The sequence below is a fragment of the Neorhizobium alkalisoli genome, assembly GCF_002968635.1.
Taxonomy (GTDB): Bacteria; Pseudomonadota; Alphaproteobacteria; order Rhizobiales; family Rhizobiaceae; genus Neorhizobium; species Neorhizobium alkalisoli.
This window is the reverse complement of the sequence record NZ_PVBN01000002.1, coordinates 433,964-460,476: the sequence shown is the minus strand read 5'-3', so window position 1 is coordinate 460,476 and position 26,513 is coordinate 433,964. Positions and strand designations below refer to the sequence as shown.

25 protein-coding genes are annotated in these 26,513 nt (G+C 60.0%); 16 read left to right on the top strand and 9 right to left on the bottom strand.

Features of this window, described 5'->3' with window-relative positions:
- The first annotated feature begins 18 nt into the window (after positions 1 to 18).
- From C5L13_RS06760 to C5L13_RS06735, 6 genes are read left to right on the top strand one after another with little or no spacing between them, the layout of a single operon-like run.
- The gene (locus C5L13_RS06760) at positions 19 to 948 is read left to right on the top strand and encodes an AAA family ATPase (RefSeq protein WP_105382479.1); all 930 of its coding nucleotides are present in this window, start codon (positions 19 to 21) and stop codon (positions 946 to 948) included.
- A gap of 6 nt (positions 949 to 954) precedes the next feature.
- Positions 955 to 2,205, top strand: coding sequence for a vWA domain-containing protein (locus C5L13_RS06755; RefSeq protein ID WP_205836813.1), 1,251 nt, complete (start codon positions 955 to 957; stop codon positions 2,203 to 2,205).
- Positions 2,202 to 2,528, top strand: coding sequence for an XdhC family protein (locus tag C5L13_RS06750; protein WP_105382477.1), 327 nt, complete (start codon positions 2,202 to 2,204; stop codon positions 2,526 to 2,528). The genes C5L13_RS06755 and C5L13_RS06750 overlap by 4 nt, the downstream gene beginning before the upstream one ends.
- Positions 2,528 to 3,223 (top strand): XdhC family protein, encoded by a 696-nt coding sequence (locus tag C5L13_RS06745; protein WP_105382476.1) that lies wholly within the window; start codon positions 2,528 to 2,530, stop codon positions 3,221 to 3,223. Before C5L13_RS06750 ends, C5L13_RS06745 begins: the two co-directional genes overlap by 1 nt.
- A 6-nt stretch (positions 3,224 to 3,229) precedes the next feature.
- Complete coding sequence (locus C5L13_RS06740; RefSeq protein WP_105382475.1) at positions 3,230 to 4,864, top strand: NTP transferase domain-containing protein; 1,635 nt, start codon at positions 3,230 to 3,232, stop codon at positions 4,862 to 4,864.
- Positions 4,865 to 4,866: 2 nt separating this feature from the next.
- Positions 4,867 to 5,193 (top strand): TfoX/Sxy family protein, encoded by a 327-nt coding sequence (locus C5L13_RS06735; RefSeq protein WP_105382474.1) that lies wholly within the window; start codon positions 4,867 to 4,869, stop codon positions 5,191 to 5,193.
- Positions 5,194 to 5,243: 50 nt separating this feature from the next.
- Here the strand turns inward: C5L13_RS06735 and C5L13_RS06730 are convergent, their stop codons facing one another.
- From C5L13_RS06730 to bcp, 5 genes are all read right to left on the bottom strand, one after another.
- Entirely contained in the window at positions 5,244 to 5,669 is a 426-nt protein-coding gene (locus tag C5L13_RS06730; protein ID WP_105382473.1) for an NUDIX domain-containing protein, read from the bottom strand.
- 5 nt (positions 5,670 to 5,674) lie between these two features.
- Positions 5,675 to 7,204: a DEAD/DEAH box helicase gene (locus tag C5L13_RS06725; RefSeq protein WP_105382472.1), complete on the bottom strand. Its 1,530-nt coding sequence runs from the start codon at positions 7,202 to 7,204 to the stop codon at positions 5,675 to 5,677.
- A gap of 207 nt (positions 7,205 to 7,411) precedes the next feature.
- Positions 7,412 to 8,716 (bottom strand): M23 family metallopeptidase, encoded by a 1,305-nt coding sequence (locus C5L13_RS06720; RefSeq protein WP_105382471.1) that lies wholly within the window; start codon positions 8,714 to 8,716, stop codon positions 7,412 to 7,414.
- An 82-nt stretch (positions 8,717 to 8,798) separates the two neighbouring features.
- The gene (locus tag C5L13_RS06715; protein WP_105382470.1) at positions 8,799 to 9,626 is read right to left on the bottom strand and encodes a ferritin-like domain-containing protein; all 828 of its coding nucleotides are present in this window, start codon (positions 9,624 to 9,626) and stop codon (positions 8,799 to 8,801) included.
- Positions 9,627 to 9,635: 9 nt separating this feature from the next.
- Entirely contained in the window at positions 9,636 to 10,103 is a 468-nt protein-coding gene (gene bcp, locus C5L13_RS06710) for a thioredoxin-dependent thiol peroxidase (RefSeq protein WP_105382469.1), read from the bottom strand.
- A 113-nt stretch (positions 10,104 to 10,216) separates the two neighbouring features.
- Between bcp and C5L13_RS06705 the strand changes: the two genes are divergently transcribed.
- On the top strand, positions 10,217 to 13,618 hold the full coding sequence (locus tag C5L13_RS06705) for a YhdP family protein (protein ID WP_105382468.1): 3,402 nt from the start codon (positions 10,217 to 10,219) through the stop codon (positions 13,616 to 13,618).
- 46 nt (positions 13,619 to 13,664) lie between these two features.
- Here the strand turns inward: C5L13_RS06705 and tyrS are convergent, their stop codons facing one another.
- On the bottom strand, positions 13,665 to 14,918 hold the full coding sequence (gene tyrS / locus C5L13_RS06700) for a tyrosine--tRNA ligase (RefSeq protein WP_105382467.1): 1,254 nt from the start codon (positions 14,916 to 14,918) through the stop codon (positions 13,665 to 13,667).
- A 275-nt stretch (positions 14,919 to 15,193) separates the two neighbouring features.
- Here tyrS and C5L13_RS06695 point away from each other — a divergent pair, with 275 nt between their 5' ends.
- On the top strand, positions 15,194 to 16,381 hold the full coding sequence (locus C5L13_RS06695; RefSeq protein WP_105382466.1) for a GGDEF domain-containing protein: 1,188 nt from the start codon (positions 15,194 to 15,196) through the stop codon (positions 16,379 to 16,381).
- A 41-nt stretch (positions 16,382 to 16,422) separates the two neighbouring features.
- Here C5L13_RS06695 and C5L13_RS06690 read toward each other — a convergent pair whose 3' ends face one another.
- The gene (locus C5L13_RS06690) at positions 16,423 to 17,100 is read right to left on the bottom strand and encodes an alpha/beta hydrolase (RefSeq protein ID WP_105382465.1); all 678 of its coding nucleotides are present in this window, start codon (positions 17,098 to 17,100) and stop codon (positions 16,423 to 16,425) included.
- A 256-nt stretch (positions 17,101 to 17,356) separates the two neighbouring features.
- Here C5L13_RS06690 and C5L13_RS06685 point away from each other — a divergent pair, with 256 nt between their 5' ends.
- From C5L13_RS06685 to sufA, 8 genes are all read left to right on the top strand, one after another.
- Complete coding sequence (locus C5L13_RS06685; protein ID WP_105382464.1) at positions 17,357 to 18,523, top strand: cysteine desulfurase family protein; 1,167 nt, start codon at positions 17,357 to 17,359, stop codon at positions 18,521 to 18,523.
- A gap of 148 nt (positions 18,524 to 18,671) precedes the next feature.
- A complete protein-coding gene (gene sufB / locus C5L13_RS06680) occupies positions 18,672 to 20,141 on the top strand; it encodes a Fe-S cluster assembly protein SufB (protein ID WP_105382463.1) in 1,470 nt (489 codons plus the stop codon).
- A 28-nt stretch (positions 20,142 to 20,169) separates the two neighbouring features.
- Positions 20,170 to 20,334 (top strand): hypothetical protein, encoded by a 165-nt coding sequence (locus tag C5L13_RS28935; RefSeq protein ID WP_170117215.1) that lies wholly within the window; start codon positions 20,170 to 20,172, stop codon positions 20,332 to 20,334.
- A 58-nt stretch (positions 20,335 to 20,392) separates the two neighbouring features.
- Positions 20,393 to 21,148, top strand: a complete 756-nt coding sequence (gene sufC, locus C5L13_RS06675; RefSeq protein WP_105382462.1) for a Fe-S cluster assembly ATPase SufC — start codon at positions 20,393 to 20,395, stop codon at positions 21,146 to 21,148.
- Between the two features lie 21 nt (positions 21,149 to 21,169).
- Positions 21,170 to 22,444 (top strand): Fe-S cluster assembly protein SufD, encoded by a 1,275-nt coding sequence (sufD, locus tag C5L13_RS06670; RefSeq protein WP_105382461.1) that lies wholly within the window; start codon positions 21,170 to 21,172, stop codon positions 22,442 to 22,444.
- Between the two features lies 1 nt (position 22,445).
- Positions 22,446 to 23,687, top strand: a complete 1,242-nt coding sequence (locus C5L13_RS06665) for a cysteine desulfurase (RefSeq protein WP_105382460.1) — start codon at positions 22,446 to 22,448, stop codon at positions 23,685 to 23,687.
- Between the two features lie 12 nt (positions 23,688 to 23,699).
- Positions 23,700 to 24,080 (top strand): SUF system Fe-S cluster assembly protein, encoded by a 381-nt coding sequence (locus tag C5L13_RS06660; protein WP_105382459.1) that lies wholly within the window; start codon positions 23,700 to 23,702, stop codon positions 24,078 to 24,080.
- 76 nt (positions 24,081 to 24,156) lie between these two features.
- A complete protein-coding gene (gene sufA, locus C5L13_RS06655) occupies positions 24,157 to 24,546 on the top strand; it encodes a Fe-S cluster assembly scaffold SufA (protein ID WP_105382458.1) in 390 nt (129 codons plus the stop codon).
- Positions 24,547 to 24,600: 54 nt separating this feature from the next.
- Here sufA and C5L13_RS06650 read toward each other — a convergent pair whose 3' ends face one another.
- Together C5L13_RS06650 and C5L13_RS06645 are read right to left on the bottom strand one after the other, a co-directional pair.
- Positions 24,601 to 25,803: an ABC transporter permease gene (locus C5L13_RS06650; protein ID WP_105382457.1), complete on the bottom strand. Its 1,203-nt coding sequence runs from the start codon at positions 25,801 to 25,803 to the stop codon at positions 24,601 to 24,603.
- On the bottom strand, positions 25,793 to 26,506 hold the full coding sequence (locus C5L13_RS06645; RefSeq protein WP_105382456.1) for an ABC transporter ATP-binding protein: 714 nt from the start codon (positions 26,504 to 26,506) through the stop codon (positions 25,793 to 25,795). The genes C5L13_RS06650 and C5L13_RS06645 overlap by 11 nt, the downstream gene beginning before the upstream one ends.
- Positions 26,507 to 26,513 lie beyond the last annotated feature (7 nt).

Genomic DNA, 26,513 nt, shown 5'->3' with positions numbered 1-26,513 from the left:
GTTTGAAAGGGTATAGTCATGCCGGACGAAACATCAGGCACATTGCCCGCCTCGATCGACGAGACAATCGCGCTACTTGCCGCCGGGGACTATCTTGCCGGTCGGTCCCTTGCGACGGTCGTCTTCCTGGCGCTCAAGATGAAGCGGCCGCTCTTCCTGGAAGGTGAGGCCGGCGTCGGTAAGACCGAGATCGCCAAGACCCTTGCAAAAGCGCTCGGCAGGCCGTTGATCCGGCTGCAGTGTTACGAAGGCCTCGATATCTCCTCGGCCGTTTACGAATGGAACTATCCGGCACAAATGCTGGATATCCGGTTGTCCGAGGCGACCGGCATCGAGAGCCGCGAGCGATTGGAGGCCGATCTCTTCTCGGAACGCCATCTCATCCGCCGCCCGGTGCTTCAGGCCCTTGGTCAACCCGGCCAACCGGCCCCGGTATTCCTGATCGACGAACTGGACCGCACCGACGAGGCCTTTGAAGCCTTCCTTCTGGAAGTGCTTTCCGATTTCCAAGTGACGATCCCCGAGCTAGGCACGATCAAAGCCTCCGAGCCCCCCATTGTCATCATCACGACCAATCGAACCCGCGAGATCCATGACGCGCTGAAACGCCGCTGTCTCTATCACTGGGTCGATTACCCGGACGCGGCGCAGGAGCTTGAGATCATCCGCCGCAAGGTTCCGCAATGCGGCGAAACCCTGTCGCGTCAGGTGGTTGCCTATGTCCAAAAGCTCAGGACGCGCGATCTGTTCAAGAATCCGGGCGTGGCGGAGACCATCGACTGGGCGACGGCGTTGACGGAACTGGACCGGCTTGCGCTCGACCCCGAGACGATTGCCGATACGCTGGGTACTCTCCTGAAGTATCAGGACGATATCGCGCGGATCAGAGGTGGCGAAGGAGAGCGGGTTCTTGCCGAAGTGAAGGCGGAACTGCAGACGGCGGTGTAGGTCATGATGACGAGCATAGGGCAGGACGGCATCGTCGTTCCACCAGGTCCGGATGGGCGGCTTGCCGACAATCTTGTCTACTTTTCCAGAGTGCTCCGTCGCGCCGGGCTGAAGACGGGGCCGGCCGCAGCCGCCGACGCGATCGTTGCGGTCGATGCTATAGGGATTGGCTCGCGTGAGGAGTTTCATGCCGCGCTCTCGGCCGTTTTTGTCAAGCGCCACGAGGACCAGGCGGTCTTCGATGAAGCATTTCGGCTGTTCTGGCGCTCGCGGGACCTTGTCGGCAAGATGATTGCGATGATGTCGCCCAAGGCGCCTGATCGTCATGAGCAAGAAAAGCAGAAAGCCGGCGCGACGCGGGTCGGTGATGCACTGATCAGCGATCAGCCGAAAGGCGCTGCCCGCAAAGCACCTCCGGAGATCGAGATCGATTCGCGCTTCACCACGTCCGGCAGCGAAGTCCTGAAGCGGATGGATTTTGCCCAGATGACGGCGGCCGAACTGGCCCTGGCGCGACGCGAGCTTGCCAAGCTGGCGCTACCGCTCGACGAGGTCAAGACACGTCGCTTCAGCTCATCATACCGGCCACCGATCATCGATCCGCGCGCCAGCATGCGCCAGGCGATGCGAACGGGAGGCGATCTTATCCTTCCGCGCTTTCGGGAGCGCAAGAAGACGCCGCCGCCTCTTGTGGTGCTTGCCGACATCTCCGGCTCGATGAGCCAATACACGCGCATCTTTCTGCATTTTCTGCATGCCCTGACCGAAAGGCGGACCCGGGTCCACACCTTCCTGTTCGGTACGCGGCTCACCAATGTAACCCGGCAAATGCGCCGCCGCGACCCGGACGAGGCGCTTGCCGGCTGTACTGATGCCGTGCGCGACTGGTCCGGCGGCACACGGATCGGCGCGACGCTTTCCGAATTCAACCGCCTCTGGTCGCGCCGGGTGCTCGGCCAGGGCGCGGTCGTGCTGCTGATCACCGATGGCCTGGAGCGAGAAGGCGTCAAGGAACTGGAAACGGAAATGGACCGCCTGCATCGTTCCTGCCGGCGGCTGATCTGGCTTAATCCGCTGCTGCGGTTCGAGGGTTTTGAGGCAAGGGCGCAGGGTGTTCGTGCGATGTTGCCGCATGTGGACGAATTCCGGGCTGTCCACAATCTGCAATCGCTTGCCGATCTCGCCATCGCGCTATCGGATGACCATACGAAATCGGCGGACCCGCGCCGCTATATGCATCCACGGAGGGTGGCATGACTGCATCTGAAATTCTCGATCCGTTGCTGACCGCCCAGACCTGGAGAGAAGATGGCCGCCAGGTTGCTATCGCCACTGTAGTCGAGACATGGGGTTCGGCGCCGCGCCCGTCGGGCAGCCATCTGGTCATCGACGGCGAAGGCAATTTCGAAGGCTCTGTCTCGGGCGGCTGCGTTGAAGGAGCCGTCATCACCGAGGCGCTCGACGTTATCACGTCAGGCGTCCCGAAGATGCTTGAGTTCGGCGTGGCCGACGAGACAGCCTGGCGCGTCGGCCTCTCCTGCGGGGGTAAAATCCGGGTGTATGTGGAAAGGCTTGCTTGATGGAGCTCGAAACGCTCGCAAAGCTCAACGCCGCTCGGCAAGCCCGCAAGGCCGCCGTTGTCGCGACCGACCTTTCCGGCGGCCCGGTGCGGTTGATCCTAGAAGGTGAACCCGTTCCAGGTCCGCTCGGCCAGGAGGTCGCCAAAGCGTTCCGGAGCGGCAAAGCGGCGATGGCGGAAGTCGACGGGCGCTCGCTTTTCCTCAACGTCCATTTGCCGCCGCCGCGTATCGTGGTGATCGGAGCAGTGCATATCAGCCAGGCGCTGGCCCGGTTGGCTCCGGTCGCTGGCTATGATCTGACGATCATCGATCCGCGCACCGCATTTGCGACAGAGGAGCGTTTCGATGGTGTCGAGCTGATCGCCGATTGGCCGGAAGACGTGCTCAGGGAGCGGCCGCTTGACGCCTATACCGCACTGGCAGCGGTCACGCACGACCCGAAGATCGACGACTTTGCCCTGTCGGAGGCCCTCAGGGTCGGCTGTTTTTATGTCGGAGCGCTCGGGAGCCGCAAGACACATGCGAAGCGCGTTGAGCGACTGAAGGAAATGGGGCGGACCGACGAAGAGATCGGCCGGATTGCGGCGCCGATCGGCTTGGACATCGCTGCGGCGAGCCCGGCGGAAATCGCGCTTGCCACTCTCGCCCAGGTCGTCCAGGCCTTCCGACGCCGCGATCTTGTCACTGATGGGTGATACTGGATGAAATACGGAACCTTCAACCTCGGCGAAGCAGAAGGCGTGGTGCTGGCGCACAGTATCCGGTTGCCCTCCGGCCGCATCTCGAAGGGACAGATCCTGTCGAAGGAGGATATCGCCAGGATGTCTCAGGAAGGCGTGGCGTCCGTGGTAGCCGTACGGCTCGATCCTGGCGACATGCTGGAGGATCACGCCGCCGCCGCCATCGCCAATGTCATCGCTCCCGACAATCTGCGTTTTTCCGAGGCCGCGACGGGGCGGGTGAACATCTATGCCAATGCGGACGGCCTCTTCGTGGCCGACAAGACGGTCGTGGACGCCCTGAACCGCATCGATCCGGCCATCACGCTCGCCTGTCTTGCCGACCATGTCACTGTGCGGGAAGGCGATATGGTGGCAACCGTCAAGATCATTCCTCTGGCCGTCAGCGGCGACGGGGTCGCCGAGGCCGTTTCTCTGCTGTCGGGAGCCGTCCCTTTTCAAGTGAAGGTTTTCCATCCCCGCGCGGTGACATTGATCGCGACCGAACTTCCGTCGCTGAAGACCTCGGTCATGGATCGGACGGCCAAACTTCTGGAACAGCGCCTTGCGATATCCGGTAGCCGCCTGACGAAGGAAATCCGCATCTCGCATACAGTGGAACGGCTGACCGAGGTTCTTCTGGAGCTCAAACCCGAAGAGACGCGCGGGCCGGCTATGATTGTCGTCTTCGGCGCTTCCGCCGTAGCGGACAAAGACGATGTCATACCTGCTGCGATCCGCCGGGCTGGTGGAGAAGTCCATCAGGTCGGCATGCCGGTCGATCCGGGCAATCTGCTTGTGCTCGGCCGGATCGGCGAGGTACCTGTGCTTGGCGCTCCCGGCTGCGCTCGTTCTCCGAAAGAGAATGGTTTCGACTGGGTGCTGAGCCGCTTGATGGCGGGCGAGGCCGTAACGTCATTCGACATCACCGGCATGGGAGTCGGCGGACTGTTGATGGAAATCGCGAGCCGCCCGAAGCCACGCGATTCCATCATCGAAAAGACGGCAGATCTGTCGGTCGGTGCATTGCTGCTGGCGGCAGGCCAGGCCCGGCGCATGGGAAACGGTGGGCTTCACAAGCTGCTGGCGGAATTCGACGGCATACCCCTCGCGCGGCGCACGGCGACGATGTTGCAGAGTTCGCAAGCTTCTCCTGTCGTCGTCGTCACCGGCCATCGCCGCAAGGACGTGGAAGCGGCGCTTGCCGGCCTGGAAATTTCTTGCTGCTTCAACCCGAATTACGCGTCGGGTATCGCAAGCTCCCTGGTCGCCGGTTTCTCCAATCCGGAGCTTGCATCGAAGGACGGCATCCTGGTGATGCTGGCGGACATGCCGAGCGTGACCGCCGAGCACGTGAGCATGCTGATCACAGCCTTTCGGGAGGCCGGTGGTGACGTGGTGATCCGATCGGTATCCGGTGGGAAGCGAGGAAATCCGGTCATCCTGCCCCGCGTGGCGTACGATGCGGTTCTCGGGCTTCAGGGCGATGTAGGGGCACGCGCCATCATCGAGAGTTCCGGCCTGCCGATCATCGATATCGATATCGGTCCAGCGGCGCATCTCGATGTGGACACGCCGGAAGAGGTGGCGGCTGCGGGTGGTATTCTCAGGGGGTAAGAATGGACAATGCCGGCATCGAGGAGTTGTTCGAGGGGCTCGGCCCCGTATCGATCCGCCGCATGTTTGGCGGCAAGGGTATCTATCACCAGGGCCTGATCATTGCGATCGACCTGCGCGACGAGATCATGCTGAAGGCAGACGAGGTTAGCGGTCCGGAGTTTGCCACTGCCGGCGCGCGGCAGTGGGTATATGAAAACAAGAAAGGCACGCCCGTTCCGATGCCTTACTGGACGATACCGGAAGAAGCATTCGACGATCCGGATGAAATGCGAAAATGGGCGCGGCTCGCCTTCGAAGCCGCCTTGCGGGCTAAATCTACCTCTTGAGGCAGATCCTCATCTAACCATGACCGGCTTCGGTTCGTCCGGGGCGGTCCTTATTGCTGTTGCACGGTTTCGAGGTGCGAGAACGCCCTGGCAGAGAAGGCTGAAAGCGGCTGCGGGGGATCTTTCGGATCGAACCAGCCAATTTCAGACAGTTTGTCCGGCTCGGTCAGCGTCGGCTCGCCGGAAAAATCTCGTGTGACATAGATCAGCGAGACCCAATGCTGCCGGTCAGCCTCGATGATTTCCTCGGCCATGCAGAGAAACTCGACATCGCCGATTTTGAGGCCCGTTTCTTCTTCGGCCTCGCGGCGCGCTGCATCGGACGACGGCTCCATCGGATCGACTTTGCCGCCGACAATGTTCCAGAAACCGGCTTCCGGGGCTTTCATGCGTCGGCAGAGCAAGACTCTCCCGTCGTCGCGCAGGATGACAAGCCCGGCACCGACGCCAGGAAAATCAATGCCGGGTCTTGCCACTGAAATTAGGCCTTGGTGCCGTTCGCTACGATCAGCATGAATGCGGGGATATCATCACCGAAGCCAATCGGGGTGGGGCCGTCGTCGTGGTCGCGGTGGTAACGCTGGCGGCGCTCGCGATTGTCGTCGTTTGCGGGTGCCGGGCTTGGCCGCGTGTTGCGGTTGCCGCTATTGTTCTGCGGCTTCCTGTCTGCCTTGCGCTCCGGTTTCACGTTTTCTACCCTAGCTTCCACAAATGCCTCTTCGGCTGCTTCAATCGGATTATCTTGGATCTTCGTGTCAGCCTTGTGACTCGAATCGCCGCGCCCCGAATCGCTTCGTCTGCCGCGGCCGCGCTCCTTATCACGATCGCGCCCCTTGCGGCCACGATCATTCTCATGGCTTTCCATGGGGGCGGGCAGGGCCGTCAGATCGCCGCTCAGCCACTCGACCTTTTCACCGATCAGTTTCTCGATCGCGTCGAGGTACTTGGTGTCCGACCGGGTGACGATCGTAAAGGCCCGACCCGAGCGTCCGGCACGGCCGGTGCGTCCGATGCGGTGGACATAGTCTTCCGCATGAATCGGCACATCGAAATTAAAGACGTGGCTGACATCCGGGATATCAAGACCGCGCGCGGCGACGTCCGAGGCGACGAGCAGCGTGATATTGTTGTCCTTGAAATTTGCCAGCATGGTGGTTCGCGAGCGCTGATCCATGTCGCCATGGAGCGCGCCTACCGAGAAGCCGTGACGCTCCAGCGAGCGGAAGAGATCGGCGACGTCCTTCTTGCGATTGCAGAAGATGATCGCATTCTTCAGGTCGTCCTGCGCCTTGATGAGATCGCGCAGTACGGCGCGTTTCTCGTAATCCTTGTTGTGCGATGCGACGAGGCGCTGCGTCACCGTCTTGGCTGTCGTGGACGGCTTGGCCACTTCGATGCGCTCAGGATTTTGCAGGAAGCGATCAGCAAGCTTCTGGATCTCCGGCGGCATCGTCGCCGAGAAGAACAACGTCTGCCGGGTGAACGGGATCATCTTGGCGATGCGCTCGATATCCGGGATGAAGCCCATGTCGAGCATCCGGTCGGCTTCGTCGATCACGAGGATCTCGACGCCGGTCATCAGAAGCTTTCCGCGTTCGCAATGGTCGAGAAGCCGGCCCGGCGTGCAGATGAGGACGTCGGCGCCGCGCTCAAGCTTGCGGTCCTGATCTTCGAACGAGACGCCGCCGATCAGCAGCGCGACATTCAGCTTGTGGTTCTTGCCATATTTGTCGAAGTTTTCCGCGACCTGCGCTGCAAGTTCACGGGTCGGCTCCAAAATCAGCGTGCGCGGCATCCGGGCTCGGGCGCGGCCCTTCTCCAAAAGCGTCAGCATCGGCAGAACGAAGGAGGCGGTCTTTCCCGTTCCGGTCTGTGCGATACCGCAGATGTCGCGGCGCTGCAGAGCATGCGGGATTGCCCCGGCCTGGATCGGCGTAGGGATGGTGTAACCCGCGTCAGTGACGGCGGAGAGAACTTTCTGGCTCAGGCCAAGATCAGCGAATGTGGTCAAAGGGAATTACGTTTCCGTTCCGGTTCTGTACGAACTCTGTGCTAGTCGGCGCTACAGGGCCGACAACTGGTCCGCGACATAGAACCAAAAACGCTGAAAGTCAAGGAAAACAGGGAATTCGGCTGGGGGATTGGTGAACGAACATCCTAAATAGACAAGCCGGCTATCGTTCGGAAGCAAAGAAATTGTCTTTTGGCAATCAACGGCTCACTTGAGATAGGTCGTGAGCTTCATTCCGGCGTTAAGGAAATGAATGGGATCAATGGCATTGCCGCCTCGACGAACCTCATAATGCACATGCGGTCCCGTCGAGCGCCCGGTGGATCCGGCTCGGCCGACGACGTCACCTGCGGCAACCGTATCGCCTTCCTTGACCAGGATTTTGGACAGATGGCCGTAGCGCGTCGTGGTGCCTTGGCCGTGGTCAATCTCCACCATATTGCCGTAACCGCCCGACGCGCCGGCGGTGACGACCCTTCCAGAGCCAGTAGCCTTAACGTCCTGGCCGGTTTCAGCCTCGAAGTCGATTCCGGCATGCAAGGCCAGTCGACCAAGGAAGGGGTCGATGCGGTTCCCATAGCGGCTGGTTATGGCATGGCCGGGAGCCGGATTGCCGAACGGAAGGTCGCGCGCCGTTTCACGCACGCTTTCCAGGCGGCTGAGGGCCGCATCGAGATCATCGAGCGAGGCGTCGAATGCGCCAATATCTGTCTGAGGCTCCAGATAGGGACCGCCGACGCCATTTGCTGAGGCGGCTTTTGGCGCGGAGGCCACCTCCACGCCGGTCCGTCTGAGGATGGCGGTGATCGCATCGGCGGTTTCCGATGCACCGGTCGTCAGATCGGCGATCTTGACGAGCTGTTCCTTCTCGAGGTTCTTCAGCGAAAGCGTCACCCGGGAGAAGACGCGATCAGCGCGATCGGAAATGTTTTCACGTAGCGACGTGTAGCCAAGGGCACTGGATGTGTCGAGCGGCGTAGCGGCAGTCTTTCCGGAAAGCAGCTTGTCGATCGCCTGCAAGCCACCGCCACCGTTCATCGACGCCTGGCGCTCCTTCAAGGGAGAATGAGAGGTGACTGGAGCTGAAGGTTCCGGTCCCGTCAGGCCCGATTCCTCCGCGCGGTTCAGCAGCGATCCGAGCTTTCCGTGTCGTGAAAACAATGCGCTCTGCTGTTCCAGCAGCTTTTCAACCTTCTGCTCTACGACCTGCTGGTCGAGCAGTTGCCTGGAGGTAATTCGGTCGAGCTGGGCCCGTAATGCCGAGATTCGATCCTCGTAGTCGTGTTGCATGCGGGCCTGCCTGGCCATTGTCGCGCCGATCAGGTCATCCCGGATAACGAGATAGGAGGTCGCTGCGAGATAGCCGATCGCAAAGACGGCGAGAAAGCAGAAAGTCAGGGCGGCCATCCAGGGCCTGATGGTCATGTGGCGGATTTTTTCACCGCTGGCGAAAATGAGGACGTGCTGAGGCGCCCGTTTCCCAAATACCCGGTTTTCGGTTCCCTTCGCCACGTGAATCTCCCAGAGATACGACTCGTTTTGCCGTCGTCCCGTTGATGGGATTACACATGCTTATGGTTAACGAATAATTGCCTTAGCCGTTGCTGCTTGCGGTCAGCGAGCGATAGAAGGAGGGTGTCAGACCCGCTTCTGCCCGGGCGACATCATTGAAAGGAGCCTTGAGGGATCCGCGGAAATTGGCGCGTACCAGCTGCTGAAATGTTGCCGCCGGATCTTTACGCTCACGGGCGCAGAGAAAACGAAACCACTTTGCGCCGATGGCGACATGACCTTTTTCGTCGTTGTAGATCACGTCGAGAATCGCTGCGGTCTCGAGATCGCCACTTTCGCGCATCTTCGCCTGCAGCGAGGGCGTTACGTCAAGGCCGCGGGCTTCCAGGATCAGAGGCACGACGGCAAGCCGGGCGGTGAGGTCGTTGCGCGTGGAATGGGCTGCCTGCCACAATCCATCATGCGCGGGCATGTCTCCGTATTCAGCGCCGAGATCGTTCAATCGTGCCCGCACCATCCGGAAATGCTTGGCTTCCTCGAAGGCGACCTGCATCCAGCCGTCGAAGAAAGAGTTCGGAACAGGTTCCGTGGCGAAACGCGCAACAATGTCGAGCGCCAGGTCGACGGCATTAAGCTCGATATGGGCGATGGCGTGCAGGGTCGCAATGCGGCCGTTGACGGTGTGCAGCGAGCGTTTTCCGACAGCTTTCGGCGGTACCAGTTCAGGCTTTTCCGGGCGACCGGGACGTTCGGCAAGGGGAGGGTCGAGCGGTGAGCGAAGGGACAGCCGCCGTTCAAACCACCGTGTCGCCGTTTCCTGCGTAAGCCGCGTCTTGATGTCGAGATCGGCCGAGAGGACGGCCGTCGTAGCGCCGCCTCTCAAAGAAGTGATGGAGAACTCTCCCGGCATCTGATGTCCCTATTGCGTCTTGAGGCTTTCAAGAACGGCCTCGGCATGGCCTGCGACCTTGACCTTGGGCCAGATCTTCGCGATCCGTCCGTCCGCGCCGATCAGGAAGGTTGTCCGTTCGACACCCATATAGGTGCGGCCGTACATGCTCTTTTCCTTCCAGACACCGTAGAGATTGGCAATAGCCGTATCTTCGTCCGAGCCGAGAATGACCGACAGAGCGTGCTTCTTCGCGAATTTGTCGTGTTTCTTGACGCTGTCCGGCGACACGCCGATGACTGCAGCCCCTGCCTTTTCAAATTCCGGCAGAAGCGCGGTAAAGGATATCGCTTCCTTGGTGCAGGCCTCGGTGTCGTCTTTGGGATAGAAATAGACGACGACCGGTTTCCCCAAAAACGCCCTCAAGGACGCAGTCCCGCCGCCGTCGCGTGGCAGTTCGAAGTCCGGAGCGATGTCGCCAATAGCCAATTCAGGCATGGATTTCCTTTCTTTTGCCGGTATCTTGAATCATATTCGCCGCAATCGGTATATAGTGGCCGGCGAGGCGTCCAGATCACACACGCGAATATGGAAAGACAGATCTCAACCTGATGGCGGAAATTCGCGGAGAAAGGGTCGACTTCAACCGCAAGGACATCGTTCCACTGCACGAACTTCCCTCGGCTCGGGCGGAAGATCCCATTATCGTGAATTGTCCGCCTCTGCCGACGCGGATGAAGCGATTCAGCAAGGTTGTCGCACTGTTTCTGGTGCTGGTCATGCTCGCAGCGGGCAGCGCCATTTTCGCAATCGAAGGAGGCGTTGCCGACAGTACGCTTTCCGCGCGCGCTCAAGCCGCACTCAACGATGCGATAGGTCCCCGTTATGCCGCAACCGTCGGTTCCACGGCTATCCGTTTTGATTCCGGCCTTCGCCTTGCGCTGGAAGCGCGCAATGTCGACATCGTCGAGCAGGCGACCGGCGAACATCTGAGCCGTGCGGGCGCGATGCGCATGGCGATCGATCCTCTTGCTCTCTTGAGCGGGCGCATATCGATCAAGCATATGGAGGCGGAAGATATCCGCCTGGATACGGCGCAACTGCCGTCGGGGGATCCGCTGCCGCTGTCGGAAGTGCGGGTCGACGGTATGCCGGCTCTCCTTGAGCAGGCATTCCAGCGCTTTGACGAAGCGCGCGGCCTCATGGAACGAACCGGCACTGGTTCGATCGATATATCAGGGATCGAGATCCTTCTTCCTGCAGCGCCCGGGCGCAAGCCGATCGCACTCGTCGTCGACGATCTCAAACTGGCGCGCAGCATCGATGGCGAGGTGGAGGTCAACGGCGCCATAAGCCTCAATGGCCGCCGTGCCATGCTGACGGCCGCGTCGAAGACGGTCGAGGGTGTCACCACCTCCTTGTCGGCGAGGCTGGCTGGGTTGGAGGTCACGCCTTTTCTGCTGCAGCGAACGGAAGATGGCGCCCCCCGGGAGGGCATCGAAGGGTCGCTCGATCTGGATCTCGCCGCGGTGCGAGCACGCGAGATGACAGAACCTCGCATCACGGCGACGCTGCGCCAGTCTCCGGGGCATTTCTATTTCGACGGGCTCCAGCAGATATTGACCGGTGCCACGATCAATGTCGCCTATGATTTTTCGAAGAACTCGATCGAGCTTCTGAGATCGGAGGCGCGATTCGGGCCGACCATCCTGCCGTTCACCGGCGCGGTGATCGATCTCAGCAGGCTCAACGCGGATGACAAGCGCGTCGGTTTCGGGCTCGATCTTCTGATCAGCGGCGGCACCGCTGCGGGAGCCACGGAAGGCGAACAGCCGACCCGCTTCGATCTCAAGGCCAACGGGCGTTACCTCTCCGCGGACCGCGAGCTGCAATTCGACGAGATGGCGGTGTCCAGCCCCATGGGGCGGATGGCGGGAGCCCTCAAGGTGCGTTTTGGCGAGCAGTCGCCGGAAATCAGTTTCGGGGCTCAGTTGCCGCAGATGCAGGTCACGGCAGTAAAGCAGCTCTGGCCGTTCTGGATGGCGCGAAGGCCGCGCGAGTGGGTCATGGACAATATGTTCGGCGGCACGGTGACGAATGGTTCTATCGCCGTCTTCATACCGGCTGGCCGGATGAAGGGGCCGGGCGTTCCGATGGAGCTCAACCAGAACGAATTGCAGATCAATTTCGATCTTGCTGATGCCCGCATCAACCTGCCGGGCGATATTCCTCCACTCCGCGACATCGATGGTCGCTTTGACCTCAAAGGAGAGGCATTGGCGGTCGATATTGCGCGTGCCATGTCCTTTTTCCCGTCTGGTCGATCTGTCGTCGTCGATGGCGGCCGCTTTTCCATTCCCTCGACCTACGCAAAACCGTTGATGGCGGACCTTTTCCTGAAGCTCGCGGGACCAGCAGACGCGGTGACGGAACTGGCGAATTTTCGACCGATCAGCGCGCTCAAGGGGACGGAGTTCAAGCCGGAGGATTTCTCCGGACTTGCAAGAGTGGATCTGAGGGCGCGCATGGGTCTCATCAAGGCCCACAACCCGCCGGAGCCGACGTGGAATGCCCACGCGGAGCTTGATAACGTCAGCCTTGCGCCCGAATTCTCCGGCCGCCGGATCGGCGCTCTGAATGGCACGCTGGATGTCGACACGCAGATCGCTCGGCTCGTTGCGAAGGGCACGATCGACGATGTACCGGCCGATATCACCCTCGCCGAACCGATCGATTCCACCTCGCGCGTGAAACGCGAGCGGATCATCAAGACCGTGCTCAACAACGAGCAGCGCCAGAAGCTGGCGCCGGGCCTGTCGGAAATTATTGACGGATCGATATCGGCGCAGTGGACCTGGGTTGACGAAACGCGTCAGACCGTGGCGCTGGATCTTGGCCGGGCGACGCTTTCCGTGCCGTGGCTCGGTTGGACGAAAGGCAGCGGGATCCCCGCAAAAGCCCAATTCGAGCTCTCCGAGGCGGGCGAGCATACCGATATCCGGAATTTCGAACTTTCAGGTGAGGGGTTCGGTGCTCGTGGCAACCTCTCTCTCAACAGAGACAATCTGACCGCGGCCGAATTTTCTCATGTGCAGCTCTCGCCAGCCGACAATTATGCCGTTGCCGTCAAACGTGGAAAAGACAGCTTCGACATATCGATCACGGGATCAGCGGTGGACATCCGTCCGGTCATCACGCGGCTCAAGGCTGACAAGGAGAGGGGGAGCGCCGGCGGCCGAGGTCGAGACGATCAGGACAATGCTACGGTTCGCGCAAAGCTCGAGCGCCTGATTGGATTTAACGACCAGGTTTTGTCCAATGTGTCGGCGTTGTTCTCGAGCCGAAACGGAAATATTTCAAAGGCCGATTTTTCCGGGATCACGGAAAGCGGGCAGGCGGTTGTCAGCGAGATGAGCCGGGGCGATACGATCTCCCTTACCAGTGGCGATGCCGGTGCCGTCATCCGCTTCATGAACCTTTACAACAACCTGCGAGGCGGGCTCCTGAATCTTCGGCTGCGAGCGGAAGGCGAAGCCTGGGCTGGATCTCTCGACTTGAGAAGCTTCTCGCTCGTCAACGAGACGAAACTCCAGTCGCTTGTTTCCACGCCCGACCAGGAGGGGCGCAGTCTCAGTACCGCGACCAAGCGCAATATCGACGTGACTTCTGCGAAATTCCAACGCGGCTTTGCAAGCCTGCTCTACCGTAACGGTACCCTCGCCGTGGAGAACGGGGTAGTGCGCGGCGAGCAGATCGGCGCCACGTTCCAAGGGCTGGTGCGCGACAGCAAAGGCAATATGGACATGACCGGCACTTTCATGCCGGCTTACGGATTGAACCGTCTGTTCGGAGAATTGCCGATCATCGGCGCCATCCTTGGCAACGGACGTGATCGCGGCCTTCTCGGCATCACCTTCAAGCTCGAAGGGCCTTTCGACAAACCGCGGCTGACGGTCAATCCGCTATCGCTGATAGCGCCCGGTATCTTCCGACAGATCTTTGAATTCCAATAAAAAGGGCCGCAACTGCGGCCCTTCGGGGAAGTCTTTTTTGCCTCAATCAAATCGGGCGGACAAGGATATGTTTCTTCTTGCCGAGCGATAGTTTGATGACGCCATCGCCGGTCACCTCGCCAGTGCCAATCATCTTGCGTTCGTCTATGACGGACTGGTCGTTGATGCGAACCGCGCCACCCTGGACGTGGCGACGGGCTTCGCCGTTCGACGCCGCAAGTCCGGCCCGAACGATCAGCGTCAGCAAGCCGATGCCGGCATCAAGTTCGGCAGCCGGCATCTCGACAGACGGCAGATTTTCGGAAAGCGCGCCCTCTTCGAAGGTCTTGCGCGCCGTCTCGGCCGCTTCCTCGGCTGCGGCACGACCGTGCAGGATCGCCGTAACTTCAGTGGCAAGGATCTTTTTGGCTTCGTTGATCTCCGATCCGCCGAGCTGCGAAAGCTTGGCGATCTCATCCATCGGCAGCGTAGTGAAGAGCTTTGCGAAGCGGACGACGTCCGCGTCCTCGGTATTGCGCCAGTACTGCCAGAAGTCATAGACCGGCAGAAGATCCTTGTTTAGCCAGACGGCGCCGGATGCCGATTTACCCATCTTGGCGCCGGAAGACGTGGTCAGGAGCGGCGAGGTCAGCGCATAAAGCTGCGACGTCCCCATGCGGTGACCGAGGTCGATGCCGTTGACGATGTTACCCCATTGATCCGAGCCGCCCATCTGCAGCCGGCAGCCGTAACGCTTCGCCAGTTCGACGAAATCGTAGGCCTGCAGGATCATGTAGTTGAATTCGAGGAAGGACAGGGACTGCTCGCGGTCGAGACGCGTCTTGACGCTATCGAAGGACAGCATTCTGTTGACCGAGAAATGCCGGCCGACGTCGCGCAGGAATTCCAGGTAGTTCAGCGGACGCAGCCAGTCGGCGTTGTTGATCATCAGGGCCGGATTGAGCTCGCGATCGTAGTCGAGGTAATTGGCGAAAACGTGCTTGAGCGAGGTGATGTTGTCCTCGATCATTTCGACCGTCATCAGCTTGCGCGCTTCCTCCTTGAAGGAAGGGTCGCCGACCATGCCGGTGCCGCCACCCATCAGCGAGATCGGCTGGTGGCCGGTGGCTTGCAGCCAGTGGAGCAGCATGATCTGGGTGAGATGGCCGACGTGCAGGCTCGAAGCTGTAGGATCATAGCCGATATAGGCCGTCACGGTTTCCTTGGCGAACAGCTCATCGAGGCCTGTCTCGTCGGAGACCTGGTGGATGAAACCGCGCTCGTCGAGCGTGCGAAGGAAGTCGGACTTGAACCTGGACATGATCTATCTCTGGCAGGATGGGTGTTTTGGATGTGTGGCGGGCGTCTAGCACTGTTTTTGCTGCTAATCACTTCAAAAGTGATGCCGAGGGTGTTCAAATTCCGTAATGAAGTGGATGCAGAGACAGATTCGCGCTCTCGATTGAGGCGATCCGTGAAAGTGCGCCAAGCCTAAGACTCCTGATATTTAAACATTAACGGTTTTTTGTTTTTGAGCCTTTACCATCCTTGTGACACGTTAAACGGGTAGGTGCAGGGTGCTGCAGTGATTGGTTGATGAACGGTCCGGCCTTTCTCCTGGCGGTGAATTTTATCATCGCCATCTTCTTTTCCCTCGTCTTTGTCGTGGTTTCGACGCGAAGCCGCTCGCGGACTGCCGCGCTATGGTTTGCGGCAGGTTTTGCGGTCGCTTCGCTGTCATCGATTTGCGAGTTGCTCGTCGCCTACACCAATCTGACAAAATTCTGGGCGTTCGGGGCCTTTGCAGCTGTGCTGGGCGGATTGATCCTGCTTCTGATCGGGGTCGGGGAGCTTTACGGCCGCAAGATCAGCTTCGCTTATGCCTGCTGTTTTTTAGCTGCAAGCGTAGCCCTTGACGTGTTTATCTATGACCTGCCGCGCGGCACCGTAGCCCACGCCTTCTCCTACCAGGCGCCCTTCGCCATGGTGGCACTGGCAGGTGCGGTATCTGTTTTCCTGTCGACACGAAGATTGATAATAGACCGTTTCCTCGGGGCATTGCTGTTGGTCACCGGTCTGCATTTTGTTGCCAAGGCAGGTCTTGCCGCGCTTGCAGGGGCGGGAACAACGGCCAAGGACTATATCCACACCAACTACGCACTGATCTCCCAGAGTTCGACAGCCGTTCTCGTCGTGGGAGTCGGGTTGACGCTGTTTTCGGTTCTGGTGCTGGAGATCATGGCCGACGAACGCAGCAATTCCGAGAGAGACGGGCTCTCCGGCCTGCCCAATCGACGCGGTTTCGAGAATGGCGTGAAGGCGGCTATCGCCCACGCGTCGAAAGCCCGGCATTCCGTCATTATCTGCGATCTGGACTATTTCAAGAGCATCAACGATAGCTATGGACACCATGGCGGCGATCTGGTGATCCGGGCGTTTGGCGATCTCCTGCAGGTGACGGCCCCTAAAAGCGCCATCCTTGGCCGCATCGGCGGCGAAGAGTTCGCTATTTTCATGCCGAACACGACCGCGGAGATGGCCGTATTGCTGGCGCATGCCCTCCGGGGCGGAACAATGGGCATTCAGATCGGTGCCCTGCCGCCTTCCTTCAGCATCACCGCAAGTTTCGGGGTGGCCGAAGTCGAGCAAGGTCAGGAATTTACCGATGCCATGCGCAATGCCGATGATGCTCTCTATGAGGCAAAACGTTCCGGCCGCAATTGCGTCAGGCAAGCGATGTCTTCCGCGCTTCCAAGATCAGCGCCCATCAAGATCGTGAAATGAAAAGGCCGCCGAACGGCGGCCCAACCTTTTTCGCGTGAATGTCAGCGAATCCGCTTGGCGGCGGGTTCCGGGACGAGTTCGCCATTGAGGCGGCGGTCGAGATAGTCTTCGCATTCCGACATCAAATCTTCAACGCGGCCGTTGAAGAAGTGGTTGGCGCCTTCGACGGTGCGATGGGTGATCAGGATGCCCTTCTGCGTCTTCAGCTTTTCGACCAGGCCGTTGACGTCCTTTTCGGGCGCAACCTTGTCGGCGTCGCCGTTGATGATGAGGCCCGAGGAGGGGCAGGGGGCAAGGAAGGAGAAATCGTAGGTATTGGGCTGCGGAGCGATCGACATGAAACCCTCGATCTCGGGACGACGCATCAGAAGCTGCATGCCGATCCAGGCGCCGAACGAATAGCCTGCCACCCAACAGCTCTTCGAATCCGGGTGAAGGCTCTGCACCCAGTCCAGAGCTGATGCGGCGTCCGAGAGTTCTCCGGCACCGTGATCGAACTCGCCCTGGCTTCGCCCGATGCTGCGGAAGTTGAACCGGAGCGTCGTAAATCCGCGCTTCTGAAACATGTAGAAGAGCTGGTAGACGATCTGGTTGTTCATCGTTCCGCCGAACTGCGGATGAGGATGGAGAATAAGCGCAATGGGAGCGCTCTTTTCCTTGGAAGGCTGATAGCGACCTTCCAGGCGGCCGGCGGGGCCGTTGAAAATGACTTCGGGCATCGGTACTCCGGTCAACGTGCTAAGGTTCTACGTTCTAAGGTTCTAAATCGGTCATCACGTCGAGTTTGACTTGACGAAGCCGCTCAGCTTTTCTAAAACCAAATTTAGAACCATTCGAAACTTTGGGCATCTTTGAAGTGACGCCCGATGCGATGTCTCATAAGGCAAGGCTCAAGGAAATTTCAAGAAAAATGCGGGGCATCCCGTCTGCCGACCCTTACTCCACTCCTATTTAGAAACGGAAACCAAAAGGCCAATGGCGCTGAACCGCATATATCTGGACTGGAACGCGACCGCGCCGCTCGGCGCGCGGGCGCGTGCAGCCATGCTGGATGCGCTTCGGCTGCCGGGCAATGCGTCATCCGTACACGGCGAGGGAAGGGCCGCGCGCGCTGCCGTGGACAAGGCACGCCGGCAGGTGGCCGCGCTTGTTGGCAGCGATCCGGCGCATGTGATTTTTACGAGTGGCGCCACGGAAGCTGCCAATCACGTGCTGACCCCCGACTTCCTCATGGGCCGGGCGCCTTTGACGGCTGGTCATCTCTATATTTCGGCAATCGAGCATCTTGCGATCCGTGAGGGCGGCCGCTTCGACCAGGGCAGGCTCTCGCAGGTGCCTGTATCGCGTGATGGCATTGTGGATCTGGCGGCTCTTGAGGCGTTGCTTGGCAGCCATGATCGAAACTCAGGCCTTCCGATCGTCGCTGTCATGCTGGTCAACAACGAAACCGGCATCGTGCAGCCGGTAGCGGAAGCCGCTGCGATGGTGCATGCCCATGGCGGGCTGATGGTCGTCGATGCGGTGCAGGCGGTCGGTCGAATACCGGTTGATATCAACACGCTGGACGCCGATTTTCTGATCCTGTCTTCGCACAAGATCGGTGGACCGAAGGGCGTGGGTGCGCTGGTGTCCCGCGGCGAAGCTCTGATGCCGAAGCCGCTGATCCGGGGCGGCGGCCAGGAGAAAGGCCATCGCTCGGGCACCGAGAATTTTCACGCGATCGTGGGTTTCGGCGCCGCGGCGGAGGCCGCACTGGATAACCTGGGGCAGCGCAGCTCCGCCTTAGCCACCCTGCGCGACCAGCTCGAACAGGGCATGCATCAGGCGGCGCCGGATGTCATCATTCACGGCGTCGACGTAAACCGCGTATGCAATACGTCCTTTTTCACCCTGCCGGGGTTGAAGTCGGAAACCGGACAGATCGCTTTCGATCTCGAAGGAATCGCACTCTCGGCAGGCTCGGCCTGCTCTTCCGGAAAGGTTGGCGAAAGTCACGTTCTTACCGCGATGGGGCACGACCCGAAGCTTGGTGCACTGCGGATTTCGTTGGGTGCTGATACAACCAACGATGATATCGCGCAGGCGCTTGCTGCTTTTGCGAAAATCGCTGCCCGGCGAAAGCCGGCGGGAGAGGCCGCGTAAGCCGATCGGCAAATTTGCGGAAGCGCAAATTTCCACTTGCCAAAAGGTGTGAAAACAGCCTTCTGGCGCCTACATAAGGGTGGCAGCTGCCGTCCGCGACGATGACAAGAATTGCCGGAATTTGAACCGGCAAGATTTGGAGAATGACATGCCTGCCGTCCAGGAAACAATCGATCAGGTCCGCGGGATCGACATCGACCAGTATAAATACGGCTTCGAAACCATCATCGAAGTGGACAAGGCGCCCAAGGGGCTCTCGGAAGAGATCATCCGCTTCATTTCGGCCAAGAAGCAGGAGCCGGACTGGATGCTGGAATGGCGTCTCGACGCCTATCGCCGCTGGCTGACCATGGAAGAGCCGACCTGGGCGCGCGTCGACTATCCCAAGATCGACTTCAACGACTATTATTATTACGCGGCGCCGAAGAATGTCACCGGCCCGGCCTCGCTCGAGGACGTCGACCCGGAACTGCTGAAGGTCTACGAGAAGCTCGGCATCCCTTTGCGGGAGCAGGAAATCCTGGCCGGCGTGACGACACCCAGGGTCGCGGTCGATGCCGTGTTCGATTCGGTATCGGTCGTCACCACGTTCAAGAAGGAACTCCAGAAAGCCGGCGTGATCTTCATGTCGATTTCTGAGGCCGTCCGTGAACATCCGGATCTCATCAAAAAGTATCTGGGTTCCGTCGTTCCGACCTCGGACAATTTCTATGCGACGCTGAACGCTGCGGTCTTCACCGACGGCTCCTTCGTCTTCGTGCCGAAGGGCGTGCGCTGCCCGATGGAACTGTCCACCTATTTCCGCATCAACGAGAAGAATACCGGCCAGTTCGAACGGACGTTGATCATCGCCGAGGAAGGCGCCTACGTTTCCTATCTGGAAGGCTGCACGGCGCCGCAGCGCGACGAGAACCAGCTTCACGCGGCCGTCGTCGAGCTAGTGGCCCTGGATGATGCGGAAATCAAGTATTCGACGGTGCAGAACTGGTATCCGGGCGATGCCCAGGGCAAGGGCGGCATCTACAATTTCGTGACCAAGCGCGGCGATTGCCGCGGCCACCGCTCGAAGATTTCCTGGACCCAGGTGGAAACCGGTTCGGCGATCACCTGGAAATATCCGTCCTGCATCCTGCGCGGCGACGACTCGCGCGGCGAATTCTATTCGATCGCCGTTTCCAACGGTCATCAGCAGATCGACTCGGGCACCAAGATGATTCATCTCGGCAAAAACACGTCGAGCCGCATCATTTCAAAGGGCATTTCGGCCGGGCAGTCGAACAATACCTATCGCGGTCAGGTGTCCGTCCACCGCAAGGCCGACAACGCCCGCAACTTCACCAACTGCGACAGTCTGCTGATCGGCGACAAGTGCGGCGCCCATACCGTGCCCTATATCGATGTGAAGAACCCCGCCGCGAAGATCGAGCACGAGGCCACGACGTCCAAGATTTCCGACGACCAGAAGTTCTACGTCATGCAGCGCGGCATTCCGGAAGAGGAAGCGGTCGCGCTGATCGTCAACGGCTTCGTCAAGGACGTCATCCAGCAACTGCCGATGGAATTCGCGGTGGAGGCCCAGAAGCTGATCAGCATCTCGCTCGAAGGAAGTGTTGGATAAATCGAGGAATATCCGGAAAGCCGCAGACATGGTCGACCCCCTTAATCTGGTTTACTACGCGCTGATCTGCGGTTTTCTTGCGGCCTTTGCGCCGAATTTCGGAGGGCGTGTCGCCCGGGCGGGGTGGGGCCTCGCAGTCGGTGCAGTCGCGGTCTTCCTCCTACCGTGGGTCCGTAGCGCTCTCGGCTTCTGAATCCAGGCTGGTCCAGATTGGTCGGCCTCACTGAGACAAGAACGAATGGAAAAATATCATGCTTGAGATCAAGAACCTGCATGCCCGTATCGCCGAAGACGGCACCGAAATCATTCGCGGCCTGAACCTCACGGTCAAGGCGGGCGAAATCGCCGCCATCATGGGGCCGAACGGCTCCGGCAAGTCGACGCTTTCCTACATCCTCTCCGGCCGCGAAGATTATGAGGTTACCGAAGGCGACATCTTCTATAACGGCGAGAGCATTCTTGAACTCGACCCGGCCGAGCGTGCCTCCAAGGGCATCTTCCTGGCTTTCCAGTATCCGGTCGAAATCCCCGGAGTCGCTACCATGCAGTTCCTCAAGGTCGCGATGAACGAGCAGCGCAAAGCGCGCGGCGAAGCGGAACTGACGACGCCGGACTTCATCCGCCGCGTCAAGGAGGCCGCCGATAAGCTGAAGATCGACCAGGCCATGCTGCGCCGTCCGCTGAACGTCGGTTTCTCCGGCGGTGAAAAGAAGCGTGCGGAAATCCTGCAGATGGCGCTTCTGGAGCCGCAGCTTTGCGTGCTGGACGAAACGGACTCCGGGCTCGACATCGATGCGTTGAAGATCGTCGCCGATGGGGTCAATGCGCTGAAGTCGCCGGACCGCGCGGTCGTCGTCATCACCCACTATCAGCGCCTCCTCGACTACATCGTACCGGACAGCGTGCATGTCCTCTACAAGGGCCAGATCATTCGTTCCGGTGACAAATCGCTGGCGCTGGAACTGGAAGAGAACGGTTATGCTGATATCATCGGAGAAGCGGCTTAAGCGCCGAGGAGAGACGTTGTCATGAATATGCAGACGACAAGTCGCCTGACGGCTGCCGAGACCGCACTGGTCGAAGCATTCGCCGCCCAGATTGGCGAATTTCCGGGGGACGGAGCCGTCATCGGCACCCGCGACCGGTTGTTGGACGATCTCAAGAAGGCCGGTCTTCCCACCCGCCGGATCGAGTCCTGGCACTATACCGACCTCAAGAGCCTGTTGCGGCAGGTTCCCGACGCTGCGCCCGTTGCTGCGGTCGATCCGGTAGCAGCATTGGTCGACGGCTCGAAGATATTTTCGATCCTGCAGGGGTTTGCTGATCCCAAGGCATCTGCGGACGGCGTCGAAGTAACGGTCTTCAAGAACAAGCTTACCGATGGCTCGGCCGCCGCGGAGCTGACGGCATTCGGCAATGACGACGCGATCGGCCGGATCAACGGCAGCTTCGTGCGCGATGGTTTTGCCATTTCGGTTCCGGCCAATACGGAACTGGAGCAGGCGCTCGAACTGCAGGCCCTGCATGCGGGCGGCCAGATTCACACGCGTTTCCCGGTATCCTTTGGGGCCGCTTCCAAAGCAACGATCATTGAACGTCATATCGCGGTGACCGATGGCACCGCCCTTGTGTCCTCGATCAGTGACATCCGGCTGGATGACGGCGCGGAAGTCACCTGGATCATCGTGCAGCAGCAGGGCGCAGCCGATACCCATCTCGGCCAGATACGCGTCAAGCTCGGAACTCAAGCGAAGCTCCGGCTTTTCGTGGTCAATGCCGGCGGTAAACTCGTTCGCCAGGAGCTGCGGATCGAAGTGGAGGGCCAGGGCGCCGAACTGACCTTGCGTGGCGTCAACCTGCTCGGCGGCGAGAGCCACACGGATGTCACCTTGATGCTCGGGCACAACGTGCCCCACACCAATTCGACCGAGATCATCCGCAACGTCGTGTTCGATCGCGCCAACGGTGTCTTCCAGGGGATGATCCGGGTGGCGCCGGATGCCCAGAAGACCGACGCCAAGATGGCCTGCAACACATTGCTCCTCTCGGACGATGGCGGCTTTTCCGTAAAGCCGGAGCTTGAGATCTTCGCTGACGACGTGATTTGCGGTCATGGCGCGACGGTTGCCGATATCGACAGCAACCATCTCTTCTACCTCATGGCGCGCGGCGTTCCGGAGAACAAGGCGCGGGCCATGCTGGTCAACGCCTTCGTGGCGGAGATCGTCGAGGAACTCGAGGATGAAAAGCTGGTCGAGGCGCTGGAAGGCATCATCTCGTCCTGGCTTGAAAGGCATGCCTGATATGGACCAGAACAATCCGGCGGCAACTTATGATGTAGACGCGATCCGGCGGGATTTTCCGATCCTGTCGACGATGGTTCATGGGAAGCCGCTGGTCTATCTGGACAATGGCGCCTCCGCGCAGAAACCTCAGGTCGTGATCGACGCTATCAGTCACGCATATTCCAGCGAATATGCGAATGTTCACCGCGGTCTGCACTACCTCTCGAATGCGGCGACGGAGGCCTATGAGGCGGCACGCGAAAAGGTGCGCCGCTTCCTGAATGCCGGTTCTGTCGACGAGATCGTCTTCACCAAAAACTCGACCGAGGCAATCAATACCGTTGCCTATGGCTGGGGTATGCCGAAGATCGATGAGGGCGATGAGATCGTTCTGACGATCATGGAGCATCACTCCAATATCGTGCCCTGGCACTTCATCCGCGAACGGCAGGGCGCCAAACTGGTTTGGGTGCCGGTGGATGATGAGGGTGCATTTCACATCGAGGACTTCGAGAAATCGCTGACCGAGAAGACCAAGCTCGTCGCGATCACGCATATGTCCAACGCGCTCGGTACGATCGTTCCGGTGAAGGAGGTGTGCCGTATCGCGCATGAGCGGGGTATTCCGGTCCTGATCGACGGCAGCCAGGGAGCCGTGCACATGCCGGTCGATGTCCGAGACATCGATTGCGACTGGTATGTGATGACCGGCCACAAGCTTTATGGTCCGTCGGGAATCGGCGTACTATACGGCAAGGCGGATCGGCTGAAGGAGATGCGGCCGTTCCAGGGCGGTGGCGAAATGATCTTCGAGGTGGCGGAGGATACCGTCACCTACAATGACCCGCCGCACCGTTTCGAAGCCGGTACCCCACCGATCGTCCAGGCGATCGGACTTGGTTACGCGCTTGACTATATGGACAAGATCGGTCGTGCCGCCATCGCCCGGCATGAGGCGGATCTTGCCGCCTATGCGGCCGAGCGGCTGAGGGCGATCAATTCCTTGCGGATCATCGGCAGTGCGCCCGGCAAGGGCAGCATCTTTTCTTTTGAGCTCGCCGGAATCCACGCACACGACGTCTCGATGGTGATCGACCGCAAAGGGATCGCCGTGCGAGCCGGCACGCACTGCGCCATGCCGCTCTTGAAACGTTTTGGCGTCACCTCCACATGCCGGGCATCGTTCGGCATGTACAATACGCGCGCAGAAGTGGACGCGCTTGCAGATGCGCTGGATTACGCGCGTAATTTCTTTGCCTGAGGAATCGTTGCCATGGCTGCCGATGAAACGGAACTGAAATGGGACGCCCGGGAGGGGATCATCGAATCCTCCATTCCGGCCGATGAATTGGCGCGTCTCAGCGACGATATCATTGCTGCGCTGAAGACGGTCTATGACCCGGAGATCCCGGCCGATATTTTCGAGCTGGGCCTCATCTACAAGATCGATATCGAAGACGATCGAATGGTGAAGATCGTCATGACGTTGACGGCACCCGGATGCCCGGTGGCGGGCGAGATGCCCGGCTGGGTGGAAAATGCGGTCGGCGCCGTCGAGGGCGTTTCCGGAGTGGAAGTGGAAATGACGTTCGATCCGCCGTGGACGCCGGAACGGATGTCCGAGGAGGCGCAGGTCGCCGTCGGCTGGTATTGATCCGTTTACGACCGAACATTACATTGAATCGTGAAGCACCGGACCTTGAATCCGGCTGCGGAAGGAGAATGAGCCGATGGGCTTTGCAGTGATGACGATGACCGACGCCGCCGCCGCGCGCGTCAAGCAGATCGTGGCCAGTTCAGGACCGGAGGCACAGGGCGTGCGTGTTGGGATCAAGAAGGGCGGCTGCGCCGGCATGGAATACACCATCGATCTCGTCACCGCAGCCAATCCCAAGGACGACCTCATGGAGCATGATGGCGCCAAGGTCTGGATAGAGCCTTCCGCGGTGCTTTATCTACTCGGCACGCAGATGGATTTTGAAATCAGCAGGATCCGCTCCGGCTTCACCTTCGTGAACCCCAACCAGACATCGGCCTGCGGGTGCGGCGAATCCGTCGAACTGAAGCCTGCCGACCTCGCGGCGCTCGCCAAGCAGCGCGAAGCCGAAGCGCACGCCTGATTTCTACAACGTCCTGACGATGAGAGGGGCCATTCGGCCCTTTCTTTTTGACGGCTATTCGTGCCGCAACGCTTCGATCGGATTAAGCTGAGCCGCGCGGCGGGCTGGGAAGTAACCGAAGATCATGCCGATTGCCGCCGAGAAGGCAAACGCCACGAAAATGATGACAGGACTGGTAACGAAGGGCACACCGAGAAAGGTGACAACTCCGTAGGCGAGCAACAGGCCTGTCAGGATGCCGGTAACGCCGCCAAAGATGGATAGCATCACCGCTTCGACGAGAAACTGCGTCAGGACCTGATTCTCCAACGCTCCGATCGCGAGCCTGATGCCGATTTCGCGGGTGCGCTCGGTCACCGAGACGAGCATGATGTTCATGATGCCGATCCCGCCCACCAGCAGGCTGACAGCAGCCACGGCGCCGAGCAGCCCGGTCAGCAGCATTGTCGTGCCGGTCATGGTGGAGGCGATCTGCGACATATCGTTGACCGAGAAATCATCCTCCCGGCCAATGCCGATACGCCGCCGCTCTCTCAGAAGGCTTTCCACATCCGATTGAACCCTTGAGGTCGATACGCCGTCGTGGGCAGAGAGGACAATGCTGGAGATCGTGGTCGTTCCACCTATCCGCCGCTGGTGAAGCTTAAGCGGCATCAGCACGGTATCGTCCTGATCGTCCCCCATGCCCGACTGTCCCTTTGCGGCAAGCAGGCCGACGACGGGGCAGGAGACATTGCTAAGCCTGATCGTCTGTCCGACGGGGTCTGCTGATCCGAAGAGTTCCTTGCGTAAGGTTTCTCCAATGATGCAGGCCGCCTGTCCACGCTCCTCGGCAGGCAGAAACTCGCGTCCGGATACCAGATCCCAGTCCTGAGCGATCAGGTAGTCATTGGTGGTGCCGATCGCGCTGGTCGAGTGGTTCTGACCGCCGGCCACGGCCGTGGCCGTGCCGCGGTTGATCGGAGCAACGGCTCTGAGACCCGATATCTGATCCCGTATCGCCTCAACATCCTTGTCGTCGAAGCGTTTTGCCTCGGTACTGGCGCGACCAGGCCCCCATTGTCCCGGCCGCAGGAAAAGCGTGTTCGTGCCGAGCCTCTGAAGTTCTGTTTTTACCTGTGCCGTCGTACCGTTGCCGATCGTGACCATGGCGATAACGGCGGCAACGCCAATGACGACACCGAGTACGGTCAGGAATGACCGCAATATATTCCTGCTGATGGCGCGCCAGGCAAGTTTTGCGGTCTCAATGAACAATTTCCACCTCCTTTTGGCGAATCTCATCGGAGGTGAGGCGGCCGTCGACGAAGCGCAGAAGGCGTTGGCCGTACGCTGCTATGTCTTCTTCGTGCGTCACCATGATCACGGTAATGCCACGCTCATTGTTGAGGTGGCTGATCAACTGCATGATCTCGGTGCTCGTCCTGGTATCGAGGTTACCGGTCGGCTCGTCCGCGAGCAGGACCGCCGGGTCGGTTACGATTGCCCTGGCGATCGCCACCCGCTGTTGCTGGCCACCCGATAGTTCCTGTGTCGTGTGATCTTCCCGGCCCTTCAGCCCGACCTGCTCTAGGGCGGCCATGGCGAGCCTTCGGCGCTCCCGAGCGTCCATCCCGCGATAGGTCAACGGCAGTTCGACGTTTTCGACCGCCGATGTCCGCGCCAGCAGATTGAAACCCTGAAACACGAAGCCGAGCATATGCCGGCGCAACAGTGTCAACTGGGTGCGGCTGAAGCCGCCGGTCGGGATCCCTTGAAAAAGATACTCGCCGGCGGATGGCACGTCGAGCCCGCCGATGATGTTCATGCAGGTGGACTTGCCCGATCCGGAAGGCCCCATGATCGACACGAATTCTCCCCGCGATATCGAAAGATCGACGTGGTCGAGCGCCCGGATGGTCGCCTCGCCGCGACCGTAGAACTTGGAAACCTGCCTGAACTCGATAAGGGGGGCCTGCATTGGTTCG